Below are 20,487 nucleotides of genomic sequence, written 5' to 3'. Positions count from 1 at the left end.
TCCTCGTCTAAATGTGTAATAAGAAAGGTAGTATACTATGTCTATCAATGGCTTATAGTCTTAATTCAACGGCATTGGTCACCCCCCTACTTTAAATGACTTTTTTTAGCTGTTTAAAATGACCCAAGGAACTTATGCAGAGCTAGGCGTTTTTTCATAGACGATGCTAAACAATCAGACATAAGCTACACTCTGAATCTCTTTTAAATACCAAGTCTAAACACACCATTTTACGCGTCTGATTAATACGCTTTCTGCTAACCAATACGACTTCCTAACATGAGTACATTTCTTACTGGCCTGATATTAGGTGCTAGCCTGATCATTGCTATAGGCGCTCAGAATGCATACGTCCTTAAACAAGGACTGCTAAAAAAACATGTCTTCATCATCTGCCTTATTTGCTCGTTATCAGATGCAATATTAATTGTCATCGGTACAAGTGGTTTGGGGAAGATCGTAAATGATCACCCTGATTGGCTGAAGGTGATTACCTGGCTAGGCGCTATTTACCTTATTATTTTTGGCTTAATGAGCTTACGCTCTGCCTTTAAAAATGAAACGCTCGAAATTGCAGCGACAGATGGAAGCTCACAAAATTTACGAAAAGTTGTGGCTACGGTTTTAGCCCTTACCTTTTTGAATCCACACGTTTATCTGGATACAGTGTTATTGATTGGAAGCATTGCCTCTCCGTATTCAGATGAACATCGACTATATTTTACAATTGGCGCAGTCTGCGCATCCTTCCTTTGGTTTTTCACATTAGGCTATGGCGCTCGATTATTAGCGCCACTCTTTGCCAAAACACACGCCTGGAAAATATTGAATATTCTCATTGGCCTCGTTATGTTTAGTATTGCTTATCATTTGATAACGACCGATTTCTCCGTTGTTTAGAAACACGATTTAGAAAAAAGTGCTCATAAGTAGGGGGGTGTGTTTAATTTAACTGACAAAAAAAAGAGCCCATTAAATGGGCTCTTTTTATAACTAACTTAACCGTATTTATGTTAAATTAGATAGCTTGCACTACGTTTATTACATTGATAATGCTTTCAATGTGGTAGCAGCAGTAGCGAATGATTTACGCTCATCAGCAGGCATAGGAATCATTCCCTTTTCTGCTAAGTAACCATCGTCTCCCCATGTACTTGCAGATACAAACTCTGAAACAAACTCTTTGATACCTGGTACTTTCCCAACATGATCGTTCTTGATATACATGTAAAGTGGACGTGACACTGGGTATTCACCGGTAGCAATAGTTTCAAAGGTTAACTCTTTACCATCGATGCTAGAACCTTGTACTTTGTCAGAATTCTGATCAAGGAAGCTGAATCCGAAAACACCTAGCATATTCGGACTAGCAACAAGCTTCTGTACGATTAGATTATCGTTCTCGCCCGCTTCAACGTAAGCACCATCTTCACGAACTGTGTGACAGATTGTCTTGTATTGCTTCTTGTCAGTCTTTTTAAGTGCCTTGATCCAGGGAACAGTCTTACAACCACCTTCCATTGCAAGCTCAGCAAAAGCATCACGAGTTCCTGATGTTGGTGGTGGGCCCATTACCTTAATTTCAGTCGCTGGTAATGATGGGAAAATCTGATTCCACTTAACATAAGTATTAGGAACTAGCTTACCCGTGTATCCGCCTTTTCCATCAACTTCTGGAACATTTTTTGCCATCGCAAGGAAGATTGCCTGACGTGTTAGTTTGAACTTAGGTGCAGATTTAGCATTCGCTATAGCGATTCCGTCGTAACCTACTTTTACCTCTGTAAGCTTAATACCGTTGTCAGCACATTTTTGAAACTCAGATTTCTTAATTCTTCTTGACGCATTTGTAATGTCTGGTGTATCGATACCATTGCCTTCACAGAAAAGTTTCATTCCTCCACCAGATCCCGTAGATTCGATTTTAGGTGTCTTGAATTTAGTCTTCTTACCAAACGTCTCTGCAACTACTGTAGAGAAAGGATAAACCGTAGAAGAACCTACGATTTCGATATGGTCACGAGCCATTGCATTCGAGAATGAAAGGGTTGCTATTGCCGTTGCAACAACCAAGCTTACTTTTTTCATTTATTTTTGCTCCAAAGTTTTTATATAAAATCATTAATACAAGATTGGTAACAACGTGATTCATTGCTCACCAAAGCTGCGCAAATAATAGTTTTGGAATGTGACCGCTTTATTACAGAATTGTTAAGCTTTTATGACATTGCATTCAGCGCTTATCACAGTGAAAGCGATAACCAATGCCACGAACGGTTTGTATGGCGTTGTCATAACCTTCTATCGCCAGAGCTCGGCGTAATCTTAAAATATGGACATCCACAGTGCGCTCTTCAACATAAGGACTGCGACTCCAAACCTGATTTAATAGATTTTCCCGACTAAAAACACGATCTGGGTGTTCGATTAAAAATAACAACAACCTGTATTCAGTTGGGCCTAAATCTAATGCCTCTCCCACTAACGAGACACGGTGTGACAATCTATCAATTTCTAGCTGGCCGACACGAATCACATCCTGCTCTTCAGCCTCTTGATTACTGCGTCTTAAAACGGCTTGAATTCTTGCTATCAGCTCTTTGGGAGAAAAAGGTTTGGTCACATAATCATCAGCGCCCGCATTCAAGCCCGAAACTTTATTCGCTTCTTCTGATTTTGCGGTGAGCATAATAATAGGAATTTGACAGGTTGAAACCTGACCTTTTAACGATCTGACTATATCGACGCCCGATGCATCGGGCAGCATCCAGTCCATTAAGATCAGATCTGGATCATTGTTCTTTAACAGTAACCGTGTCTGAGAAGCGTCTTCTGCCTCTAATGTTTGAAAGCCTGCTTTTTTTAAAGCGAAGTCAAGCATCGATCGGATTGGCTTCTCATCTTCGACTAATAGTATTGTATTCATAGCCCTGCTGTTTTTATTCATTGACCTTGCTATTCAAGCACATCAATATTTCAGAACGATGACAAGCAACATTTTGTGTAGAAATATCTTCAAATAAATGGATAAAAAAAGCCCCATTAATACGATGATTAATGAGGCTTAAATTCGCTGTTATTACAGCTTCAACATTTAGTGCTTGCCACTAATCTATACACCAATCTCGCCATTATCATCTTTCATAATAACGACTGTTGAGGCACGGGGACGAACGCTAGTTCCCTCGGGTGTTTCCTCAGCCGCGTTTGTGCTATAAGGCCAATTACCCGGATGCTGAATATTCACAAAGAAATTCTTTTGATCTGGCGTCAAGGAAAGCCCTGTGACTTCACAATTATTCGGCCCAACAAAGAAACGTCTCAGCTCTGCTTGATTGCTTGCAGATAATACTTCCTGATTACCGTCCGCATCGACCAGTTTAGAGGGAACAACCGCTAGCATTTGATCGTTGGTATAACTAGTCACTTCGTCAGCACCGTTATCGGTTTGTACCCACATAATTCCGCGTGCATCAAAAGCCATACCATCTGGACTCGCAAACTGATTGAATTCATCCAGTCCCGAAAGATTTGTTTCAGCATCTGCGTCTTCAGGTGATCCAAAGACAAAGATATCCCAATCAAACTCATTACTGCCCTCAACCTCATCCCAACGAATAATATGTCCGAACGCATTATTCAAACGCGGGTTTGCCGGGTTAGTCGTATCGGTTCGCTGCGTATTGTTGGTGAGTGTCAGATAAACCGTGCCTGTTACAGGGTCCACTGCTGTCCACTCAGGACGATCCATTGGGGTTGCCCCAACTATGTCTGCCGCACCAGCTGTATTAAGAATGATATCAGCCTGACTGCTAAAGCTATTTGCCAATGTTTCGCTACCGTCGGCAGATGGAGTAGTTAATACCAAAGGTAACCACATTCCTTTTCCATCACCATCAAAGCGCGCAACGTATAAAGTGCCAGAATCCATGTACTTAGCACCAACGGCCAAACGATCTGTTCTGTCAGCATCTGCAGGATCCCACATTGCAGTTGATTCAAATTTATACAGATACTCAAAACGTGAATCATGCCCAGAATAAAACACAATCGGCTTGCCAGCTTCTAGCTTGCCGTAGGCACAGCCTTCATGACGAAAACGTCCTAACGCGGTTCTTTTAACGGCTGTAGAATCTGGGTTATAAGGATCAATTTCTACGATATACCCGTAGCCATTTGCCTCATTTCTATAGTCTTCTAAAGCATTTGCGCCATTTGGTGTTAGGTTAAATCGACTAAATTCACCTTGAACTTCATCTGCACTACCCGCTTGATCATGCCAGTTGTATCTGCCACTGGTTAAACTTGAAATACCAATTCGCTTCTGGTCTTCAGTCATGGTTGCTTCATCGGCAACAAAATAACCTGGCCAGTTTTCTTCACATGTTAAGTAAGTTCCCCAAGGTGTAGAACCGTTTCCACAGTTATTCAAAGTACCGCGTGTTTTGTTACCCGCCGTTGAAAAAGGTGTGATTAATGCCGCTGTCATCGCTAATGGACCAGAAATATCCATCTCAGTTGCTGCAGTAAAACGACGATTATGAGCGTCATCTTTAACCACTTGCCAGCCGTTATCCGTTAGTTGAACACGCACTACCGTAACGCCATGTGCATTTATTTCTTTACGTACAAATTCCGAATCTCTAGCCGCCCCGTCGTAGTGCAGCGCATTGCTATCAATATATTCATGATTGATACATAAAAGACCGTCTGTTGAACTGCCATCCAGAGGAAAGAATTGCATACCATCATGATGCATACCGAGTGAATTCGCTTGATCTAAGGCGGTGTTAGTACCGTCACTCTTCCACTCAGAAGCGATGCTGTTTAGCGGTGTTCCCCATGGTGCTAACACCTGAGCGCTATAACCTAATGGCACCACAACAGCGTCTGTTTTAGATCCTGCGATAGATTTAAAACCTAATGAAAGAGATTCTGATGCTTCATTATCACTACTACTGCTGCTGTTACAACCCGCTAATCCAAAACTACTGAACAGACCTAAAGCAGCAAATGCAGCACCACCTTTAAGTACGTCACGTCTTGATAGCTTTTTTTCTAGCACGGATGAAAATGGCTCATTAGCGCTATGGTTATAACGCGTTGGGTCAAATGTTTCTTTACTCACAATTATTCCTTTTTGGTTTGATTTATAAAATGCCGTAGCAAGCCAGGGAATAGTAAGAAGGTAATATGAAGGTTAAATTACAAAATGGTTAAGGTTTTATGAAATGCAGATTTTAATCGGATCTATATAAAACGAGAGAGAGGAAAGGGATAAACAAGAAAGTCTGATGTATTAATCGAAAGGCAACGTTTATACATTTGCACCTCCCTAAATAGACATCAAAAAAAACGCCTATAAGTAGGGGGGTGCATAATCAAACAATTAAGAAGTAATTAGTCGTCTACAACTCGACTGGCAGGGAAACATACAGAAAACGTTGAGCCTTTGCTCACTTCACTTTTGATATCCAGCTTGGCGCCATGTCGTTGGGCAATATGCTGGACAATTGCCAGACCTAAGCCCGTGCCGCCTTTATCGCGCGAACGCCCTTTATCAACACGATAAAAACGCTCCGTCAAATGCACTAGATGCTCTGCCGGAATGCCTTGACCATCATCAACGACAGAGAGACAGCCTTCGCCTTTTGCGGATTTCTTCCATATCACTTTTACTTTGGTGCCATCCTGAGTATGGCGGACTGAATTATGGACGAGATTGCTACAGACACTGATAATTTCCGCATCAGAGCCTTTTATCTTCAAGCTCTCATCAATGTCTTTTTCTATAATATGCGTATCACCGGTAATCAACGTCGCTTCATCATGGCAGATTCTATTCAGAACTGAAGGTACGTCGATGATGCTGCTAGAGTTATCGCTCAGCTCGGAATTCTCCAGACGTGACAAGGTGAGTAGATCTTCGATAATGCGCTGCATTCTAATAGATTGATCAGAGGCTGCTAACACCGCAGGTTGCAAGCTATCAGGCAGATGATCATCTTCCTGCATAATCTCGAGATAACCAGCTATTACCGTCAACGGCGTACGTAGTTCGTGTGATGCATTGGCGATGAAGTTTTTACGCATTCTATAGATGGTAGCGCGTTCACTAACATCTCTTGCGACTAATAACTTCAAATCCCCCTGAACCGGAATAATCTGAATCGCAACTTGTCTTTCAAGTCCGTAATCCCCTGTAGGTAGACTTACTTCTATTTCTTTGGTGGATTTTGTTTCCAGCAGATTATTCACTTGCGGTAAGCGAATAATGTTATCGATACGCTGCCCTCTGTCTTTTTTGATATCGACATTTAAATAGACCTGCGAAATACCGTTTGCCCAATCGATTTCATTATTGCCGTTAAGCACTACTGTTGCATAAGGTAGCGCGGTGATAATACCTTGCAAGCGCTTGAGTAAATTCACCATGCGATCTTTGCGTCGATCACTCTTTTTATGCGTATTCTGAATTTGCTGGGTAATGCGTTCCCAAATGCCGTTACTGTCGGGTAATAACGAGGGGCTTGCACCTTTAATTAACCAAATATGCAATTGTTTGAGTTTATAGAGAAGCCAAGCGATATAAGCGACAAGTGAAAGAATCAGTGACAAGGACCAATAACCCGTAAGTATGCCTCCCACAAAGGCGACAAATAGGACTAACGCGATGCGCCAGCGTTCGGTACTCCAGTCATTACTATCCATCTAATTTTTCAGTAAAGCGATAACCTGCGCCCCTCACTGTCTTTAACATGTCATCGAGATCATAAGGTTTGAGCACTTTACGCAGACGCAGAATATGGACATCGACGGTGCGCTCATCAATAAACGTGCTTTGCCCCCAAACTTGATCTAACAATTGCGCTCTGCTGTGTATTCTTTCTGGCTTTCGCATAAAATAATGCAATAAACGAAACTCTGTTTGCCCAATATCCACAGTGGCATCATTGATCAATAGCGAATTATTTTCCAGATTAATCACCAAAGACCCTTTATCTGACTTACGCGTGATTGTTTTATCGACACTTAAGCCTTGCGAACGTCTGATTAATGCTTTGATTCTGGCATCCAGCTCTTTCAATGACACGGGTTTCGTCATGTAATCATCCGCACCAACTTCAAGGCCTTTAACCTTGTCCATTTCTTCGGCGCGCGCAGTCAGCATCAAGATAGGTATATCCCGTTGAATTTTATTTTTTCGTATTTGCTTAATAATCTCGGGACCACTGATATCCGGCAACATCCAATCCAGCAAAATAAGGTCTGGGTTCTTCTCGGCAAGCATATCAAATGCCACCCCCCCACTTTCAGCGGCTTTTACCTTGTAGCTCTTGCCTACAAGAAAAGCTTGTAACATTTCTCTGATGGCATGATCGTCTTCAACTAATAAAATTTCAAACATCTAATTTAATCGACCTTATTCTTCGCCGTCTTCAATATCGTACGGAAAGTATTTTGAACGAATATGCTCCAAGGACGTATGTCGTACATCTTTTCCCTTCACCAGATAGATTACATACTCACAGATATTCTGCGCATGATCAGCGATTCGTTCTAATGAACGCGCACACCAGCTTACTCTCAATGCATTTTTTATATTACGCGGATCTTCCATCATAAAAGTAATCAATAATCTCGACAAATTATCCAGCTCAACATTAACTTGTTGATCTTTGCCGAGAATCCCTACTGCGCCTTCAGCATCAAGTCGTGCAAATGCATCTAATGAGTCATGCAGCATGGTCAAGACTAATTGACTCATGTGCGAAAGCTCAGAATGCATGGTTGTTATTTTTTGTTTTTTCGCGAGCTTTTTAGAATAACGAGCGATTTTTTCTGCTTCATCACCAATTCTTTCGAGGTCTGTAATGACTTTTACAACGGCTACGACCAAACGTAAGTCAGAAGCGGTAGGCTGTCTTCTCGCGATCACACGAGTACATTCCTCATCGATATCAATTTCCATCTGATTAACTGCTTCATCGCCATTCGCAACTGTTTTCGCCAACTCAAAATCAGACTCTAACAATGCTTTTACCGCTTGCTCTGCCTGGGATTCTACTAAACCACCCATTTTCAGCACTTGGTTTCGAATATCTTCCAGCTCCTCATTATAGCGCTGTGAAATATGCTGCCCTATTTCCATTTTTTTACCTTTTAACGTTACTTTAAGCGTGTACTTTTAACGATACACATTTCGCTCGGTTTTATTCTCCAATGTATTAACCAAAGCGCCCAGTAATATAGTTTTCTGTTAATTGATGCTCAGGATTAGTAAATACCTTATCAGTATCATTCACTTCAACCAGCTTACCCATGTGAAAATAAGCAGTGCGTTGCGAGACTCGCGCAGCTTGCTGCATGGAGTGAGTTACAATAGCAATGGTATAGTTTGATCTCAGTTCATCCATTAACTCTTCAATAGTTGCAGTAGCTATAGGATCAAGTGCCGAGGTTGGCTCATCCATTAAAATCACTTCAGGATCTACCGCAATCGCACGAGCAATACATAAACGCTGTTGCTGTCCGCCTGATAAACCTGTACCTGGTTTCTGCAAATCATCTTTAACTTCTTTGAACAAGCCCGCTTTAATCAAACTCGCTTCTACCAAGTCATCAAGCTCAGAACGATTAGATGCCAAGCCATGCAAACGCGCACCATAAGCCACATTATCGTAGATCGATTTAGGGAAAGGGTTTGGCTTCTGAAACACCATACCGACTCTGGCACGCAGTAAAACCGGGTCTGTTTTCTTGCCGTAAATATCTTCGCCATCCAGAGTGTGCTCACCGGTAACACGACAAATTGAAATAGTGTCATTCATGCGGTTTAACACGCGCAAAAAGGTCGATTTACCACAACCAGAAGGACCGATCATGGCAATAATTTCATTGTTGCCGATATCTAAATCGACACCAAATATTGCCTGCTTATCGCCATAAAACACATCACAGTTTCGTGAGCTCATTTTAGCGTTGTCAACTAATGGCTTACCCACCGTGCCATTGATTTCAACATCAAATTCACTACGGTGCTTTTCACCGGTAATTGCATCAACAGCAGGTTTTGGCGTTTCTGATTCTAACGGAACCGCTCTTGGCATTCCTGGCATTGTATTGATAACGTCAGTCATAGTTTTTACTCAATTAATAAATTTGGTCTATCTCGTTGCTGGTACTTAATATCTGTTGATCTTATCTCAGAAAATAAAGCTTACCAGCGTCTCTCGAATTTCTTTCTAAGCATAATGGCGATTAGGTTCATCGCTACCAAAAACCCTAATAACACCATAATAGCGGCAGAGGTTCTTTCAGTAAACGCTCTCTCTGGGCTGTCAGACCACAGGTAAATCTGAACTGGCATAACCGTTGATGGATCTAACACGCCGGTTGGCACTTCCGCCACGAACGCTATCATACCAATCATCAATAGCGGTGCTGTTTCGCCCAGTGCTTGCGCCATACCAATAATCGTACCGGTTAAAATACCTGGCATTGCTAAAGGCAGTGTATGTTGAAACAAGGTTTGAATTCGAGATGCTCCCAAACCAATGGCCGCCTCTTTAATCGAAGGTGGTACTGATTTAATTGCCGCACGACTTGCAATAATGATGGTTGGCAATGTCATCAATGTTAATACCAAACCACCTATTAAAGGCGTGGAGCGCGGGACACCAAAATAATTGATATAGACAGCCAGACCTAATAAACCAAAGACGATCGAAGGCACAGCCGCCAGGTTGTTGATATTAATTTCGATGATATCAACCCACTTATTATTTTGTGGTGCAAACTCTTCGAGGTAGGCTGCTGCCGCTACCGCAATTGGGAAAGAAAGCATCAAGGTTACCAGCATGGTGAATAAAGAACCCATAATGGCTCCTTTCATACCTGCTTGTTCTGGCTCTCGCGAATCACCATTAGTGAATAGAACGGTATTGAAACGCTTTTCTAATCGGTCTTCCTCAATGAGTTTATCAATCCACTCAAATTGATAATCTTTAAGACGACGCTCATCTTCAGGCAAATCACGGTCTATTTTACCCTTCATAAAGACGTCGATATCATCCTTCGCTAAAAACCAGTAAGTCTGCTTAGTACCTAATAAATCAGGATTCTCCAACACATCATCGCGAATCGTATACGCCGCAGAATTACTCACAATATTTTTCAAGTCACGTTTTTGTTTACGCCCTTTAACACCGGGAAACATTTTGTTTAAGCTTTCCCTAACTACTTTTTGATAATTTGCTGAAAACAACGCATCTTCGTCAGATTTATTGTTTACTTTTAATACAGTCTCATCCAGCACAATATCCAGTTTTACATAAGTTTGCTGAAATGCAGGCCAGCCTTTGCTCACGATGGTGAAAAGCAATACCAATAAAAAGGCAAAACTAATCATCAATGAAGCAATACCAAACAGACGGAAGCGCTTTTCTCTAGCGTAACGCTTCTTTAAACCCGCTCTTATAATTTCAGTGGAATTTGAATTACTCATACTGCTCTCTGTACTTTCGAATAATATGCAACGCAACAAAGTTGAGTAACAAAGTGATTACAAATAAACCAAGACCTAACGCAAATGCAGCCAGGGTTTTAGGACTATCAAACTCTTGGTCGCCTGTTAGCAAAGTAACAATTTGCACCGTTACCGTGGTCACCGCTTCTAATGGATTCACAGTCAGTTTGGCTGACAAACCCGCAGCCATAACCACAATCATGGTTTCACCGATAGCTCGGGATGCAGCCAATAACACACCACCGACAATACCCGGCAAAGCGGCAGGAATAACTACCTGACGAATCGTTTCAGACTTGGTAGCACCCATGCCGTATGATCCATCTCGCATTGCCTGTGGCACAGCGGAAATAACATCATCGGACAATGATGAAACAAATGGGATGATCATAATCCCCATAACTACACCGGCAGCTAGCGCACTTTCAGAGGCAACGCTCAAACCCACAGATTCACCTAAGTCTCGTAGAAAAGGGGCAACTGTCAGCGCCGCAAAGAAACCATAAACAACGGTTGGAATACCCGCCAAAATCTCAAGCGTTGGTTTAGCAAAAGAACGTACTCTTCTGCTTGAATATTCTGAGAGATAAATCGCAGACATTAGCCCTAATGGTACGGCGATAATCAAAGCAATAGCGGATATTAATAGCGTACCCACAAATAGCGGGATAGCACCAAATGATCCAGAACTACCCACCTGATCGGTTCTGATCGAGGTTTGTGGACTCCATTTTGTACCAAACAGGAAATCACTCGGCGGCACAGATTCGAAAAAACGTATAGATTCAAACAACACTGAAAATACAATTCCCACTGTTGTTAATATCGCGATAGAGGCACAAACGATCATACTCCAGCGAACCACGGTTTCTACTTTATTTCTTGCTCTTAACTCTGGGTTTATTAATCGCCAGGCAAACAACATACCCAATAAAGCAGCGACAAAAACCACAACCGTTTTCGCCAAAGTACTGATACTTTGAAGACGTTGATAGTGATAAGCAGCATCGCGCTTAACTGCATCTGTTTCCTCGGCAATCTGACCTGAAACAGCGAGATTTTTCACTTCGTTAATTATTAAACCAAGCGTGTCTTTGGACTCAGCCTGTATCGTTTCCGGCAAACCCGAAACTGTTAATGAAGTAACAATACTTGAATTAAACGCAGACCAAAGCATCAATATCAGTAACGCAGGGATACCTGCCCAGATTGCCACCATATAACCGTAATAGTGCGGTCTTGAATGTAGATTGCGTCTACCCTTATCTAAGCTAGATACTGCGATAGATCTTTTATGACCAATAAAATAGCTAAAAATAAGCAATGCTATCAGGGTAATAAGAATTGTCTGTGTAGGCATGTTTATCTCAAAAAAATGTAATTACAATCTTAAAAGTAGGACAAAAATGAGCTTATTCTTTCTGGTCTGAATCGTCGAAGCCGATATAAATATGCAGTGTAAGACTCTGTCTTTTTGCGTTATATCGACTATGCAGTCATCTATGCATCTAGCATTTATCAACGACTCAGGCCAGAAAAAACAAAATGTTACCGAACCCCATAACTAGGAGAAGAAGAGGGTTCGGCACACCTTACTTATTTTTATATTCCCTTTATTTAACTCGCATCCAGACTTAGTACTTTTAACTCTCTTGCAGCACTACCCACTTCTTCACGCTTTTCTTCGCTGAGTGGAATTAAACCTTTTTCAGTTAAATACCCATCATCACCCCAAGCATCTTCAGATGTAAATTCCGCGAGAAATTCAGCAATACCAGGAACTTTCCCGACGTGATCACCTTTCACATAAAAATATAAAGGACGTGAAACTGCATATTTACCGTCAGCAATATTTTCGAAAGAAATCTCTACACCATCGACAATCGCGCCTTTTACCTTGTCTGAGTTTTGATCCAGAAAGCTGTAACCAAATACACCCAATGCATCTTTATTACTCACTAATTTTTGAACGATTAAATTATCGTTCTCACCAGCTTCGATGAATGCACCATCTTCTCGAACGGTGTGACAAACTTCTTTGTACTTATTCTTGTCGGTCTTTTTCATTGCCTTGATCCAATCAATCTTCTTACAACCGCCTTCAAGTGCCAATTCTGCAAATGCATCACGAGTACCCGAAGTTGGTGGAGGACCTAATACTTCAATCTTTATATCTGGCAAACTTGAGTTAACATCTTTCCATGTCTTGTATGGGTTCGCGATTAGCTCTCCTTCTTTCTCGCCTGGTACTTCTTTCGCTAACGCCAAAAACACGTCTTTAAGACTAAGATCAAAGGTTGGACCTTTCTTTGAATTAGCGATCGCGATGCCATCAAAACCAACCTGAACTTCAGTAATATTGCTTACGCCATTTTTCTCACAAAGATCAACCTCGCTCTGTTTGATACGACGCGATGAATTTGTAATATCTGGAGTATCAATGCCATTACCCGAACAAAATAGCTTTAAGCCACCACCTGAACCGGTGGATTCAATTTTTGGCGTTTTGAATTTTGTTTTCTTGCCGAAAGTCTCAGCCACAACAGTAGCAAAAGGATATACCGTAGAAGAACCAACAATCTCTATGTAATCTCTACCTGCCGCAAAATTGCTCGTAGAAAGAAGTGACAATGCTGCACCCAATAGAATAGGTAGTTTTTTCATGAAGATGACTCCAAATAAATATTATTTAATATGGTGCGCATCATAATTAGCCAATATGACAGGTTTATGACAAAAACAATTTAATTCCATTTAGTTTGTCATAATTAAAGTCACCCCCCTACTTTGGGGCAGTTTTTTAGATTGAATTTGGTATAAACGGCGCTACAGACTTGTAATAGTGAATATTTAACACAATACAGTTATTATAGCCCGCTTATATAAAGCTCAACCTTAGGGAAACAAAGTGACTACAAAATCAGCCCCACGCCGTAAAACAATGCTTATCATCATGGATGGAGTTGGCGTAAATCCAAGCAAAAAGAATAATGCCGTTCATGAAGCAGCTACGCCAAATTTAGATGAGTATTTTGGAAAATACCCACATACAACTCTAGAAGCATCCGGGAAGGCAGTTGGTCTGCCTGATGGACAAATGGGCAACTCTGAAGTTGGTCATTTAACGATTGGCTGCGGCATCATTCTGAAACAGAATCTGGTTCGCGTAGATGATGCTATTGAAGATGGCAGTCTTGCTAAGAATCAGGTTTTACTGGATACCATTACTACTGCAAAAGTAAACAATAGACCGTTACACCTTATTGGCTTAGTCTCAGATGGTGGTGTACACAGTCATGTTAATCATCTTTGCGCTTTAATAAAGATCTGTCACGAGAATCAGGTAAAGCCTGTTATACATGCCATTACAGATGGTCGCGACACATCTCCTAAATCTGCAAAAAAGTACATACAACCCATGTTGGATGCACTAGAAGAGTTTGGCGGAAGTGTAGCAACCGTTTCCGGACGCTATTATGCGATGGATAGAGATAACCGCTGGGATCGCACGCAAATTGCCTGGGAAGCGATGGTTAATGGTAAAGGCGAAAGTGCCAGCGACGTATTACAAGCAATCGACGATGCCTACGCCAATGGCGAAAATGATGAGTTCGTTATTCCGCGTGTAATGCCGAATGCAGAAAAGATTGAAGCAAATGATGCAGTGCTATTTTTCAACTTTCGTAATGATCGCCCGAGACAAATGACAGATGCTTTAAGCATGGCTGATTTTGATGGATTCGATCGTGGTGATTATGCTCCTGTTGTTGTAACAACCATGACAGAGTATGAAAAGAAATTTAATGCACCGGTTATTTTCCCACCAGAAAGACCTCTAACAAATTTAGCCGACACGATTAGTCAGGCTGGACTAAAGCAACTGCATTGCTCAGAAACAGAGAAATATGCTCACGTCACCTTCTTTTTAAACGGCGGCAAAGAACAACCTTACGAAGGCGAAGATCGTATTTTAATTGAATCACCAAAAGTGAACACCTACGACGAATGCCCGGAGATGAGCGCTAAAGAAGTGGCTGATGAAATTATTAAAGCAGCCGAAGCAGGCGAGCATGATTTCATCGTGGTTAACTTTGCCAATGGCGATATGGTTGGTCACACCGCAATGCCTGAGCCCATTATTAGAGCTGTAGAAGCCTTGGATCGTGAAGTCGGACGCGTACTGGATGCAGCCGTTGCCAATGACTATTCAGTAATAGTAACTGCAGATCACGGTAACTGTGATGAATATGTCGACCCATACTCGGGAGAGCCAAATACTCAACATACGGTTTACCCTGTCCCTTGCTTGGTGATCGACAAGTCTTTCTGGAAATTAAGCACTGGCGCAGGCTTAAGCAATATTGCGCCTACGGTAATGCAGTTAATGGGAATCGAGCAGCCAAAAGAGATTATGAGTAAATCTATTTTGCTAGAAGAAATGACGGAAGACTCAAAACCAGCAGCGTACTGATTTAAGTCGTTTACTCCAGAAATTCTTCCGTTTATTCCTAACACCGTTAATCTGTCGGAGGGTAAAAACCACCAATACCGACGAATGGTGACATCCTGAGTAGATACAGTAGGCTTGGCGATATCAAAAATTACCAAGCCTATTTTGTATGAAAAGAACACTTCCTTTGTTTGTATTAGCAGCCCTACTGTTGCTGAATGCTTCCAGCTTTGCATCGGAGCCAGCACAGTTTTCAGGAATCCTTTCCTCGCACAACCAAGTGCGCGCGCAATATAACCAACAGCCACTCAGTTGGTCCAACGAGCTATCAAAATATGCCCAACAATGGGTCGATCACTTAGCACAAACACAAAACTGTGAAATGATTCATCGCCCCAATCAAAGTGGCGGGCAATTTCAGCAAATACATGGGGAAAACCTGTTTTGGGCAAGCCCTGAAGAATTTAGTGGCGGCGTAAAAAAAATACAGAGATTTCACCCCACAGAGGTTGTAAAAGCATGGGCTGAGGAAGCCAACTTTTATGACTATCAAAACAATAGATGTCAACCAGGACAGGACTGCGGTCACTTTACTCAAATGGTCTGGCACGAATCACAACAAGTGGGATGTGCCAAAGCGATTTGCCCTGACAAATCTCAGATCTGGGCCTGTAATTATCATCCGCGTGGCAATTATATTGGGGAATGGCCTTACTAAATCCAGACAAAACCAGACCCACTCAACTAAAAGTACCGCCAATTCATTCGCTATTAATACACTTAATGGTAAAGTCCTAGCTGCTCATTAATCAAGCAATGGGTAAATCAATTAGTACATACTTACTTTTATTCGGGGAATGATATGAGCAGCAACGTAAATGATGCTTTTGCTACGCCTAAATCAGACGTAGCAGGAACAACAATAGGAAACAACAATAGCGGCAATGCCATTACAACGGGCATTGTTGATCAACTAAAACGCACTAGACCGTGGGTGTTATTAATATCCATCGTGGGTTTTATCTTTACCGCGCTAATGGCTATTGGCACCGTTGGAATATTTTTCGGTGGCGGCGCTGCAATGATGGGTGGGCCTGGTATGCCACCTGGAATAGGCGGTGGTGGCCTGATTATAGGTATGGGCGTCATGTACTTAATCATGACCATTTTGTATTTTGTGATATCGCTTTTCTTACTAAAATACGCGGGTGCAATTAAACGCTTTGTGGCATCTGGCACATCACAAGATATGGAGACCGCTCTAAAGCATCAGGCAAGCTTCTGGAAGCTCATAGGTATCCTGACACTGCTTACCATCGTTATTATGATCGTTATGATGGTTGTTGGAATTGGCGGCGCACTGATGGGTGGAGCGTTCTAAAACAAGTCATCTTTACCAACTTTATGCCCATTTTATTTAACCTTTGGTAACAATATATACACTTAAAAGCTCGCTTGATATTTTTCAGCGAGCTTTTTTATTGCTCTTTCACACTTGTTCTATCAGGCTGTACAGCCGCTTCTAAATAGGTTAAAAAGATTATCTGCTTTTAACCAATTTTCCTATTGTCATGCCCTGTACCAAAATTGAGAATACGACGATTACATATGTAACCATTAATAAAGCTTCCCTATATTCACCTGCTGGAAGTGTTAATACTAAAGCGATTGAGATACCGCCGCGCAAACCTCCCCATGTCAGGATTCTGATTATTTTAGGTGTGAACGTCTGTCGCAACCTCATGATTGAAACAGGTACTCCGACGGAGAAAAAGCGAATTGCAAGCACTACAGGTATCATGATTAAACCAGCAATTACCGCGGTAGTATCAAAGGTTAATACCAATACCTCTAAGCCAATCAACACAAACAGAACCGCATTGAGTATTTCATCGATCAATTCCCAGAAATTATCCAGATGATCACGAGTCTTGTCAGACATCGCAAATTTTCGTCCACTATTACCGATCAATAGTCCTGCGACAACAATCGCTATTGGCCCGGATAAATGCAATGCGCTCGCCAACGCGTGACCACCAAAAACCAAACCGAGTGTGATTAAAATTTCAACCTGATAATTATCGATTGAAGACAGCATTCGATAGGCAATATAACCAATCGCAAAACCAAAGATGGCACCACCAACCGCTTCTTGCGCAAACAAGGCGGCAATACTGGCAGCGTTTATTTCTTCATGATCTCCATGACCACCAACGCCAGCTATACCTAACAATACAAGGAACACAACCACAGCCACGCCATCATTAAATAATGACTCACCCGCAATTTTTGTCTCTAAAGACTTCGGCGCCCCCACTGTCTTCAAGATCCCCAATACGGCAATGGGGTCCGTAGGAGATATTAAGGAACCGAACAAAAGGCAGTAGATAAAAGGAATATCTAAACCCAGCCAGCCAAAGATATAGAAAGAAACAAAACCAACCAGAAAGGTAGAAGTCATGACACCGACACTGGCTAGAATAGCCACTATCCAGCGTTGCTTAATCAGCTCTTCAAGGTGCACATGCAATGCACCTGCAAATAATAAAGCACTAAGCATTCCCTGCATAAGCGTCTCATTAAAGTCGATGCCTTTTAGGAGTGTTATTGCCTGATCTTCAATGGGAAGCCCCATTTTCCCTAGAACTACGATGCCTAATGACATGATCAATGCGATCGCTAATAAACCGATGGTGGTTGGGATTTTAAGATATTTATGATTGAGGTAACTGAAGATAGCAGCGAGACTGATGAGTATCGCTATGGTGTTTATTATGCTCATTGAATACCTATTTATGGTTTAAATTGTGTATTTAACTTATTTACAGCAAATATAAGTCACCCCCCTACTTTTGAATAATATTACGTTTTTGTTTTTTGAAAACGTAAATAGAATTTATGCAGAGCTAGGCACTTTTTTTAAAAAGTGCCTTAAAGTAGGGGGGTGACTACTAGATTAATCTATTTTGTTTATTACTACAAAAGCGCTATTTTAACAGATACTTACAATCCAAGTGCTTTTCTAATCACTTCATTCTTCACAAGCGGCAATTGGTTAAACATTTTCATACCAAAGTTTCGAATCGACTTTACTGAATCTGCAGAGTGCCCAAAAAGCAAACGAAAACCTTCCATGGCGCGCATTGTTATGAAGTTATCACCGCGTCTGGCGCGCTCGTAACGCCTTAACCCTTTTATTTTACCAACATCGTCAACACCATCGAGTTGTTTTGCTAACTCAACAACATCTTTAATACCGAGATTAACACCCTGCCCCGCCAATGGATGTATGGTGTGAGCCGCATCACCCACCAAGGCAATACGCTCCATTACATAAGGCTTCGCCTGTGAACCTCGAAGTGGGAATGCAGCGCGTTTTCCAACCTTGGTAATATTACCCAACTTATGATCAAACGCTTCTGCCAATGCTTTTTTAAAATCATTCTTGCTCAGCGATAAAAAGTAATCCGCTCTATCGGACGGCAACGTCCAGACTATCGAACAACTACCATCGGATAATGGCAAAAAGGCTAACGGACCTGTCTTCTGAAAACGTTGCCATGCCGTATATTGGTGATGAAGTTCAGTATTCACCACAGCGACTAAACCGCTCTGTGCATAGTCATCAAACTCAATATCTATACCGGCAAGCTCACGTACACTAGAATTTGCGCCATCAGCACCCACTAACAGATTGGCTGTTATCACCCCCCCACTTTGGAGGCTTATCTCAACAGAATCGTCATTCGCAGTAAAACTATCCAACGAATCTGGCTGAAACAAGGTTACGTTATCCAGCTTTTTCAATGCATCAGACACAGCTTTCTGAATTACTTGATTTTCAATGATATGACCAATATCAGGCTCGCCCAATTCAGCAGCATCAAAGCGCACGCTGCCATTACCCTCGGCATCCCAGACTTCCATGCTTTCGTAAGGAGAAGCGCGCATCTCATGCATCGCTTGCCACGCACCGATTTCTGTAAATGCCTTTTGTGAAGCACGACTGATTGCTGATACACGAAGATCATAAGGTGAGTCAGCTGAAAATTCGACGGCTTTAGCAAATTCAATAACCGCTACCGTACGACCTGCTTTAGCCAATAAACACGCCAAAGTGGCGCCAACCATACCGCCGCCATTGATGACGACATCAAAATGCTTTCTTACAGTGATTAATTTATCAGTCATGATGCAACTCTAAGTGCCAAGCCTCTGGCGAGACGTGATTGACGATAGTTGATACCCATGCTTTTTCGCGTTAACCAATTTCTTAGTGGCGGCAATCGATCAAATGCCAATAAACCTCCGGCACGCGCATGACCTAATAAAACCTGATCGTTCGAGAATAAACGTACCAGGGAATCGGTGTATTGAATCGTACCTTTCAAATCGCCCTTACGCGTCTCTTCATAAGCGCTTAACAGTGATGCTACGTTATTGATTGTAGATTGCGTTTGATTGCTACCCATCAAATCTGCTACCAAGTCAGTTAGCACAGCAACATCACGAAGGGCTAAATTTAATCCCTGGCCTGCAACGGGATGCAAGGTGTGCGAAGCATTGCCAATTATAACGGTTCTATTTGCCGTATTCTTATCCGCCGTGACTAGCGATAAAGGAAAAGTAGAACGCTTGCCTACTCTGGTAAAACGCCCCAAGCGATAACCAAATTCTTTGCCGAGTTCGTTTAAAAAGTCCTCGTCACTCATCGCCATCACTGCATCAAGGTTTTCTGTTCCCTCTTCGGTATTTTGCGTCCAAACCAGCGAACAACGATTATCTGACATCGGTAATAACGCAATTGGACCATTATCAGTGAAACGCTCAAATGCTTCACCATTATGAGTTTTTTCAGTAGAGACATTACTGACAATCGCAGATTGCTTGTAATCTGAACGGGTAATATTAATCCCGGATAGTTCTCTAATTTTTGACATAGTGCCATCTGCCGCAACCAGTAAACGAGCACTTATCTGACTTAATTCATCATTTTTTTCTAATTCTAAAGTAACCGCATTATCACTTTCAGAAAGATTTTTAACACTAGCAGGCTGAATTAAATCAACATCAGTATTTTTCAACACTTGGTACAACTGCTGCCCAAGCACCTTACTTTCAACCAGGTATCCCAACGACGGAACATTTTCTTTTTCTGCCGATAAACGCGCTGCACCAAAATGCCCTCGATCAGACACGTGGATACTGTTTATTCCAGTGGTTTTCGGTTTTAGCTCATCCCACAAGCCCATGCCTTTAAAAATCAAACTAGAACCATAGGACAATGCAATCGCCCTATCATCGTAAGAAGGCTGCGAAGGAGCACCAAATTCAAACTCATCAACCAGTGCCACTTTCAGTTTAAGCGGCAATAAGGCTACAGCAAGACTCGCGCCCACCATGCCGCCGCCTACTATGATGATGTCGTAAACATCTTTGCTACTTAGCTGCTTATTTATTGGCTGCTTATTTATGGATTGCTTAGTGATAGATTGCTCATTCATAGTGT

17 protein-coding genes are annotated in these 20,487 nt (G+C 41.9%); 4 read left to right on the top strand and 13 right to left on the bottom strand.

The window, feature by feature from the left end; genetic code table 11:
* The first annotated feature begins 279 nt into the window (after positions 1–279).
* The gene (locus tag Q1A31_RS19185) at positions 280–900 is read left to right on the top strand and encodes a LysE/ArgO family amino acid transporter (protein WP_299880806.1); all 621 of its coding nucleotides are present in this window, start codon (positions 280–282) and stop codon (positions 898–900) included.
* 141 nt (positions 901–1,041) lie between these two features.
* On the opposite strand, the gene Q1A31_RS19180 is transcribed toward Q1A31_RS19185, so the two are convergent.
* The 10 genes from Q1A31_RS19180 to Q1A31_RS19135 all read right to left on the bottom strand — a co-directional run bounded on the left by Q1A31_RS19180 (position 1,042) and on the right by Q1A31_RS19135 (position 13,192).
* Entirely contained in the window at positions 1,042–2,088 is a 1,047-nt protein-coding gene (locus Q1A31_RS19180) for a substrate-binding domain-containing protein (protein WP_299880803.1), read from the bottom strand.
* Positions 2,089–2,233: 145 nt separating this feature from the next.
* Positions 2,234–2,926, bottom strand: a complete 693-nt coding sequence (gene phoB / locus Q1A31_RS19175) for a phosphate regulon transcriptional regulator PhoB (RefSeq protein WP_131904284.1) — start codon at positions 2,924–2,926, stop codon at positions 2,234–2,236.
* Positions 2,927–3,112: 186 nt separating this feature from the next.
* Positions 3,113–5,128, bottom strand: coding sequence for a PhoX family phosphatase (locus Q1A31_RS19170; protein ID WP_299880799.1), 2,016 nt, complete (start codon positions 5,126–5,128; stop codon positions 3,113–3,115).
* Positions 5,129–5,400: 272 nt separating this feature from the next.
* A complete protein-coding gene (gene phoR, locus Q1A31_RS19165; RefSeq protein ID WP_299880797.1) occupies positions 5,401–6,711 on the bottom strand; it encodes a phosphate regulon sensor histidine kinase PhoR in 1,311 nt (436 codons plus the stop codon).
* Positions 6,704–7,408 (bottom strand): response regulator, encoded by a 705-nt coding sequence (locus tag Q1A31_RS19160; protein ID WP_299880794.1) that lies wholly within the window; start codon positions 7,406–7,408, stop codon positions 6,704–6,706. The genes phoR and Q1A31_RS19160 overlap by 8 nt, the downstream gene beginning before the upstream one ends.
* Before the next feature lie 15 nt (positions 7,409–7,423).
* Entirely contained in the window at positions 7,424–8,152 is a 729-nt protein-coding gene (gene phoU, locus Q1A31_RS19155; RefSeq protein WP_299880791.1) for a phosphate signaling complex protein PhoU, read from the bottom strand.
* 76 nt (positions 8,153–8,228) lie between these two features.
* Positions 8,229–8,975, bottom strand: a complete 747-nt coding sequence (pstB, locus tag Q1A31_RS19150) for a phosphate ABC transporter ATP-binding protein PstB (RefSeq protein WP_299880809.1) — start codon at positions 8,973–8,975, stop codon at positions 8,229–8,231.
* 245 nt (positions 8,976–9,220) lie between these two features.
* Positions 9,221–10,507, bottom strand: a complete 1,287-nt coding sequence (pstA, locus tag Q1A31_RS19145) for a phosphate ABC transporter permease PstA (protein ID WP_299880788.1) — start codon at positions 10,505–10,507, stop codon at positions 9,221–9,223.
* Positions 10,500–11,888 carry a phosphate ABC transporter permease subunit PstC gene (pstC, locus tag Q1A31_RS19140; protein WP_299880785.1) on the bottom strand — a complete coding sequence of 463 codons (1,389 nt, stop codon included), beginning with the start codon at positions 11,886–11,888 and terminating at the stop codon, positions 10,500–10,502. The genes pstA and pstC overlap by 8 nt, the downstream gene beginning before the upstream one ends.
* Positions 11,889–12,145: 257 nt before the next feature.
* Positions 12,146–13,192 (bottom strand): substrate-binding domain-containing protein, encoded by a 1,047-nt coding sequence (locus tag Q1A31_RS19135; protein ID WP_299880782.1) that lies wholly within the window; start codon positions 13,190–13,192, stop codon positions 12,146–12,148.
* Between the two features lie 244 nt (positions 13,193–13,436).
* Here Q1A31_RS19135 and gpmI point away from each other — a divergent pair, with 244 nt between their 5' ends.
* The 3 genes from gpmI (at position 13,437) to Q1A31_RS19120 (ending at position 16,359) form a co-directional block, all read left to right on the top strand.
* Positions 13,437–14,999: a 2,3-bisphosphoglycerate-independent phosphoglycerate mutase gene (gpmI, locus tag Q1A31_RS19130; RefSeq protein WP_299880779.1), complete on the top strand. Its 1,563-nt coding sequence runs from the start codon at positions 13,437–13,439 to the stop codon at positions 14,997–14,999.
* 148 nt (positions 15,000–15,147) lie between these two features.
* On the top strand, positions 15,148–15,696 hold the full coding sequence (locus Q1A31_RS19125; protein ID WP_299880776.1) for a CAP domain-containing protein: 549 nt from the start codon (positions 15,148–15,150) through the stop codon (positions 15,694–15,696).
* A 144-nt stretch (positions 15,697–15,840) separates the two neighbouring features.
* A complete protein-coding gene (locus Q1A31_RS19120; RefSeq protein ID WP_299880773.1) occupies positions 15,841–16,359 on the top strand; it encodes a DUF5362 family protein in 519 nt (172 codons plus the stop codon).
* Between the two features lie 159 nt (positions 16,360–16,518).
* Here Q1A31_RS19120 and Q1A31_RS19115 read toward each other — a convergent pair whose 3' ends face one another.
* The 3 genes from Q1A31_RS19115 to ubiH form a co-directional block, all read right to left on the bottom strand.
* The gene (locus Q1A31_RS19115; RefSeq protein WP_299880770.1) at positions 16,519–17,760 is read right to left on the bottom strand and encodes a sodium:proton antiporter; all 1,242 of its coding nucleotides are present in this window, start codon (positions 17,758–17,760) and stop codon (positions 16,519–16,521) included.
* Positions 17,761–17,981: 221 nt separating this feature from the next.
* Positions 17,982–19,169, bottom strand: a complete 1,188-nt coding sequence (locus Q1A31_RS19110) for a UbiH/UbiF/VisC/COQ6 family ubiquinone biosynthesis hydroxylase (protein WP_299880767.1) — start codon at positions 19,167–19,169, stop codon at positions 17,982–17,984.
* A complete protein-coding gene (ubiH, locus tag Q1A31_RS19105) occupies positions 19,166–20,482 on the bottom strand; it encodes a 2-octaprenyl-6-methoxyphenyl hydroxylase (RefSeq protein WP_299880763.1) in 1,317 nt (438 codons plus the stop codon). The genes Q1A31_RS19110 and ubiH overlap by 4 nt, the downstream gene beginning before the upstream one ends.
* Positions 20,483–20,487: the final 5 nt, after the last annotated feature.

This window comes from uncultured Cocleimonas sp. (assembly GCF_947495625.1).
Lineage (GTDB): Bacteria > Pseudomonadota > Gammaproteobacteria > Thiotrichales > Thiotrichaceae > Cocleimonas.
Note: the sequence above shows the minus strand (reverse complement) of the source record. Positions and strands in the feature narration are given on the sequence as shown.

Bases quoted from the DNA above. Each gene is read 5' to 3' on its own strand.
- Q1A31_RS19185 (WP_299880806.1), top strand. From the start codon at position 280: ATGAGTACATTTCTTACTGGCCTGATATTAGGTGCTAGCCTGATCATT.
- Q1A31_RS19180 (WP_299880803.1), bottom strand. From the start codon at position 2,088: ATGAAAAAAGTAAGCTTGGTTGTTGCAACGGCAATAGCAACCCTTTCA.
- phoB (WP_131904284.1), bottom strand. From the start codon at position 2,926: ATGAATACAATACTATTAGTCGAAGATGAGAAGCCAATCCGATCGATG.
- phoR (WP_299880797.1), bottom strand. From the start codon at position 6,711: ATGGATAGTAATGACTGGAGTACCGAACGCTGGCGCATCGCGTTAGTC.
- Q1A31_RS19160 (WP_299880794.1), bottom strand. From the start codon at position 7,408: ATGTTTGAAATTTTATTAGTTGAAGACGATCATGCCATCAGAGAAATG.
- phoU (WP_299880791.1), bottom strand. From the start codon at position 8,152: ATGGAAATAGGGCAGCATATTTCACAGCGCTATAATGAGGAGCTGGAA.
- pstB (WP_299880809.1), bottom strand. From the start codon at position 8,975: ATGAGCTCACGAAACTGTGATGTGTTTTATGGCGATAAGCAGGCAATA.
- pstA (WP_299880788.1), bottom strand. From the start codon at position 10,507: ATGAGTAATTCAAATTCCACTGAAATTATAAGAGCGGGTTTAAAGAAG.
- pstC (WP_299880785.1), bottom strand. From the start codon at position 11,888: ATGCCTACACAGACAATTCTTATTACCCTGATAGCATTGCTTATTTTT.
- Q1A31_RS19135 (WP_299880782.1), bottom strand. From the start codon at position 13,192: ATGAAAAAACTACCTATTCTATTGGGTGCAGCATTGTCACTTCTTTCT.
- Q1A31_RS19125 (WP_299880776.1), top strand. From the start codon at position 15,148: ATGAAAAGAACACTTCCTTTGTTTGTATTAGCAGCCCTACTGTTGCTG.
- Q1A31_RS19120 (WP_299880773.1), top strand. From the start codon at position 15,841: ATGAGCAGCAACGTAAATGATGCTTTTGCTACGCCTAAATCAGACGTA.
- Q1A31_RS19115 (WP_299880770.1), bottom strand. From the start codon at position 17,760: ATGAGCATAATAAACACCATAGCGATACTCATCAGTCTCGCTGCTATC.
- Q1A31_RS19110 (WP_299880767.1), bottom strand. From the start codon at position 19,169: ATGACTGATAAATTAATCACTGTAAGAAAGCATTTTGATGTCGTCATC.
- ubiH (WP_299880763.1), bottom strand. From the start codon at position 20,482: ATGAATGAGCAATCTATCACTAAGCAATCCATAAATAAGCAGCCAATA.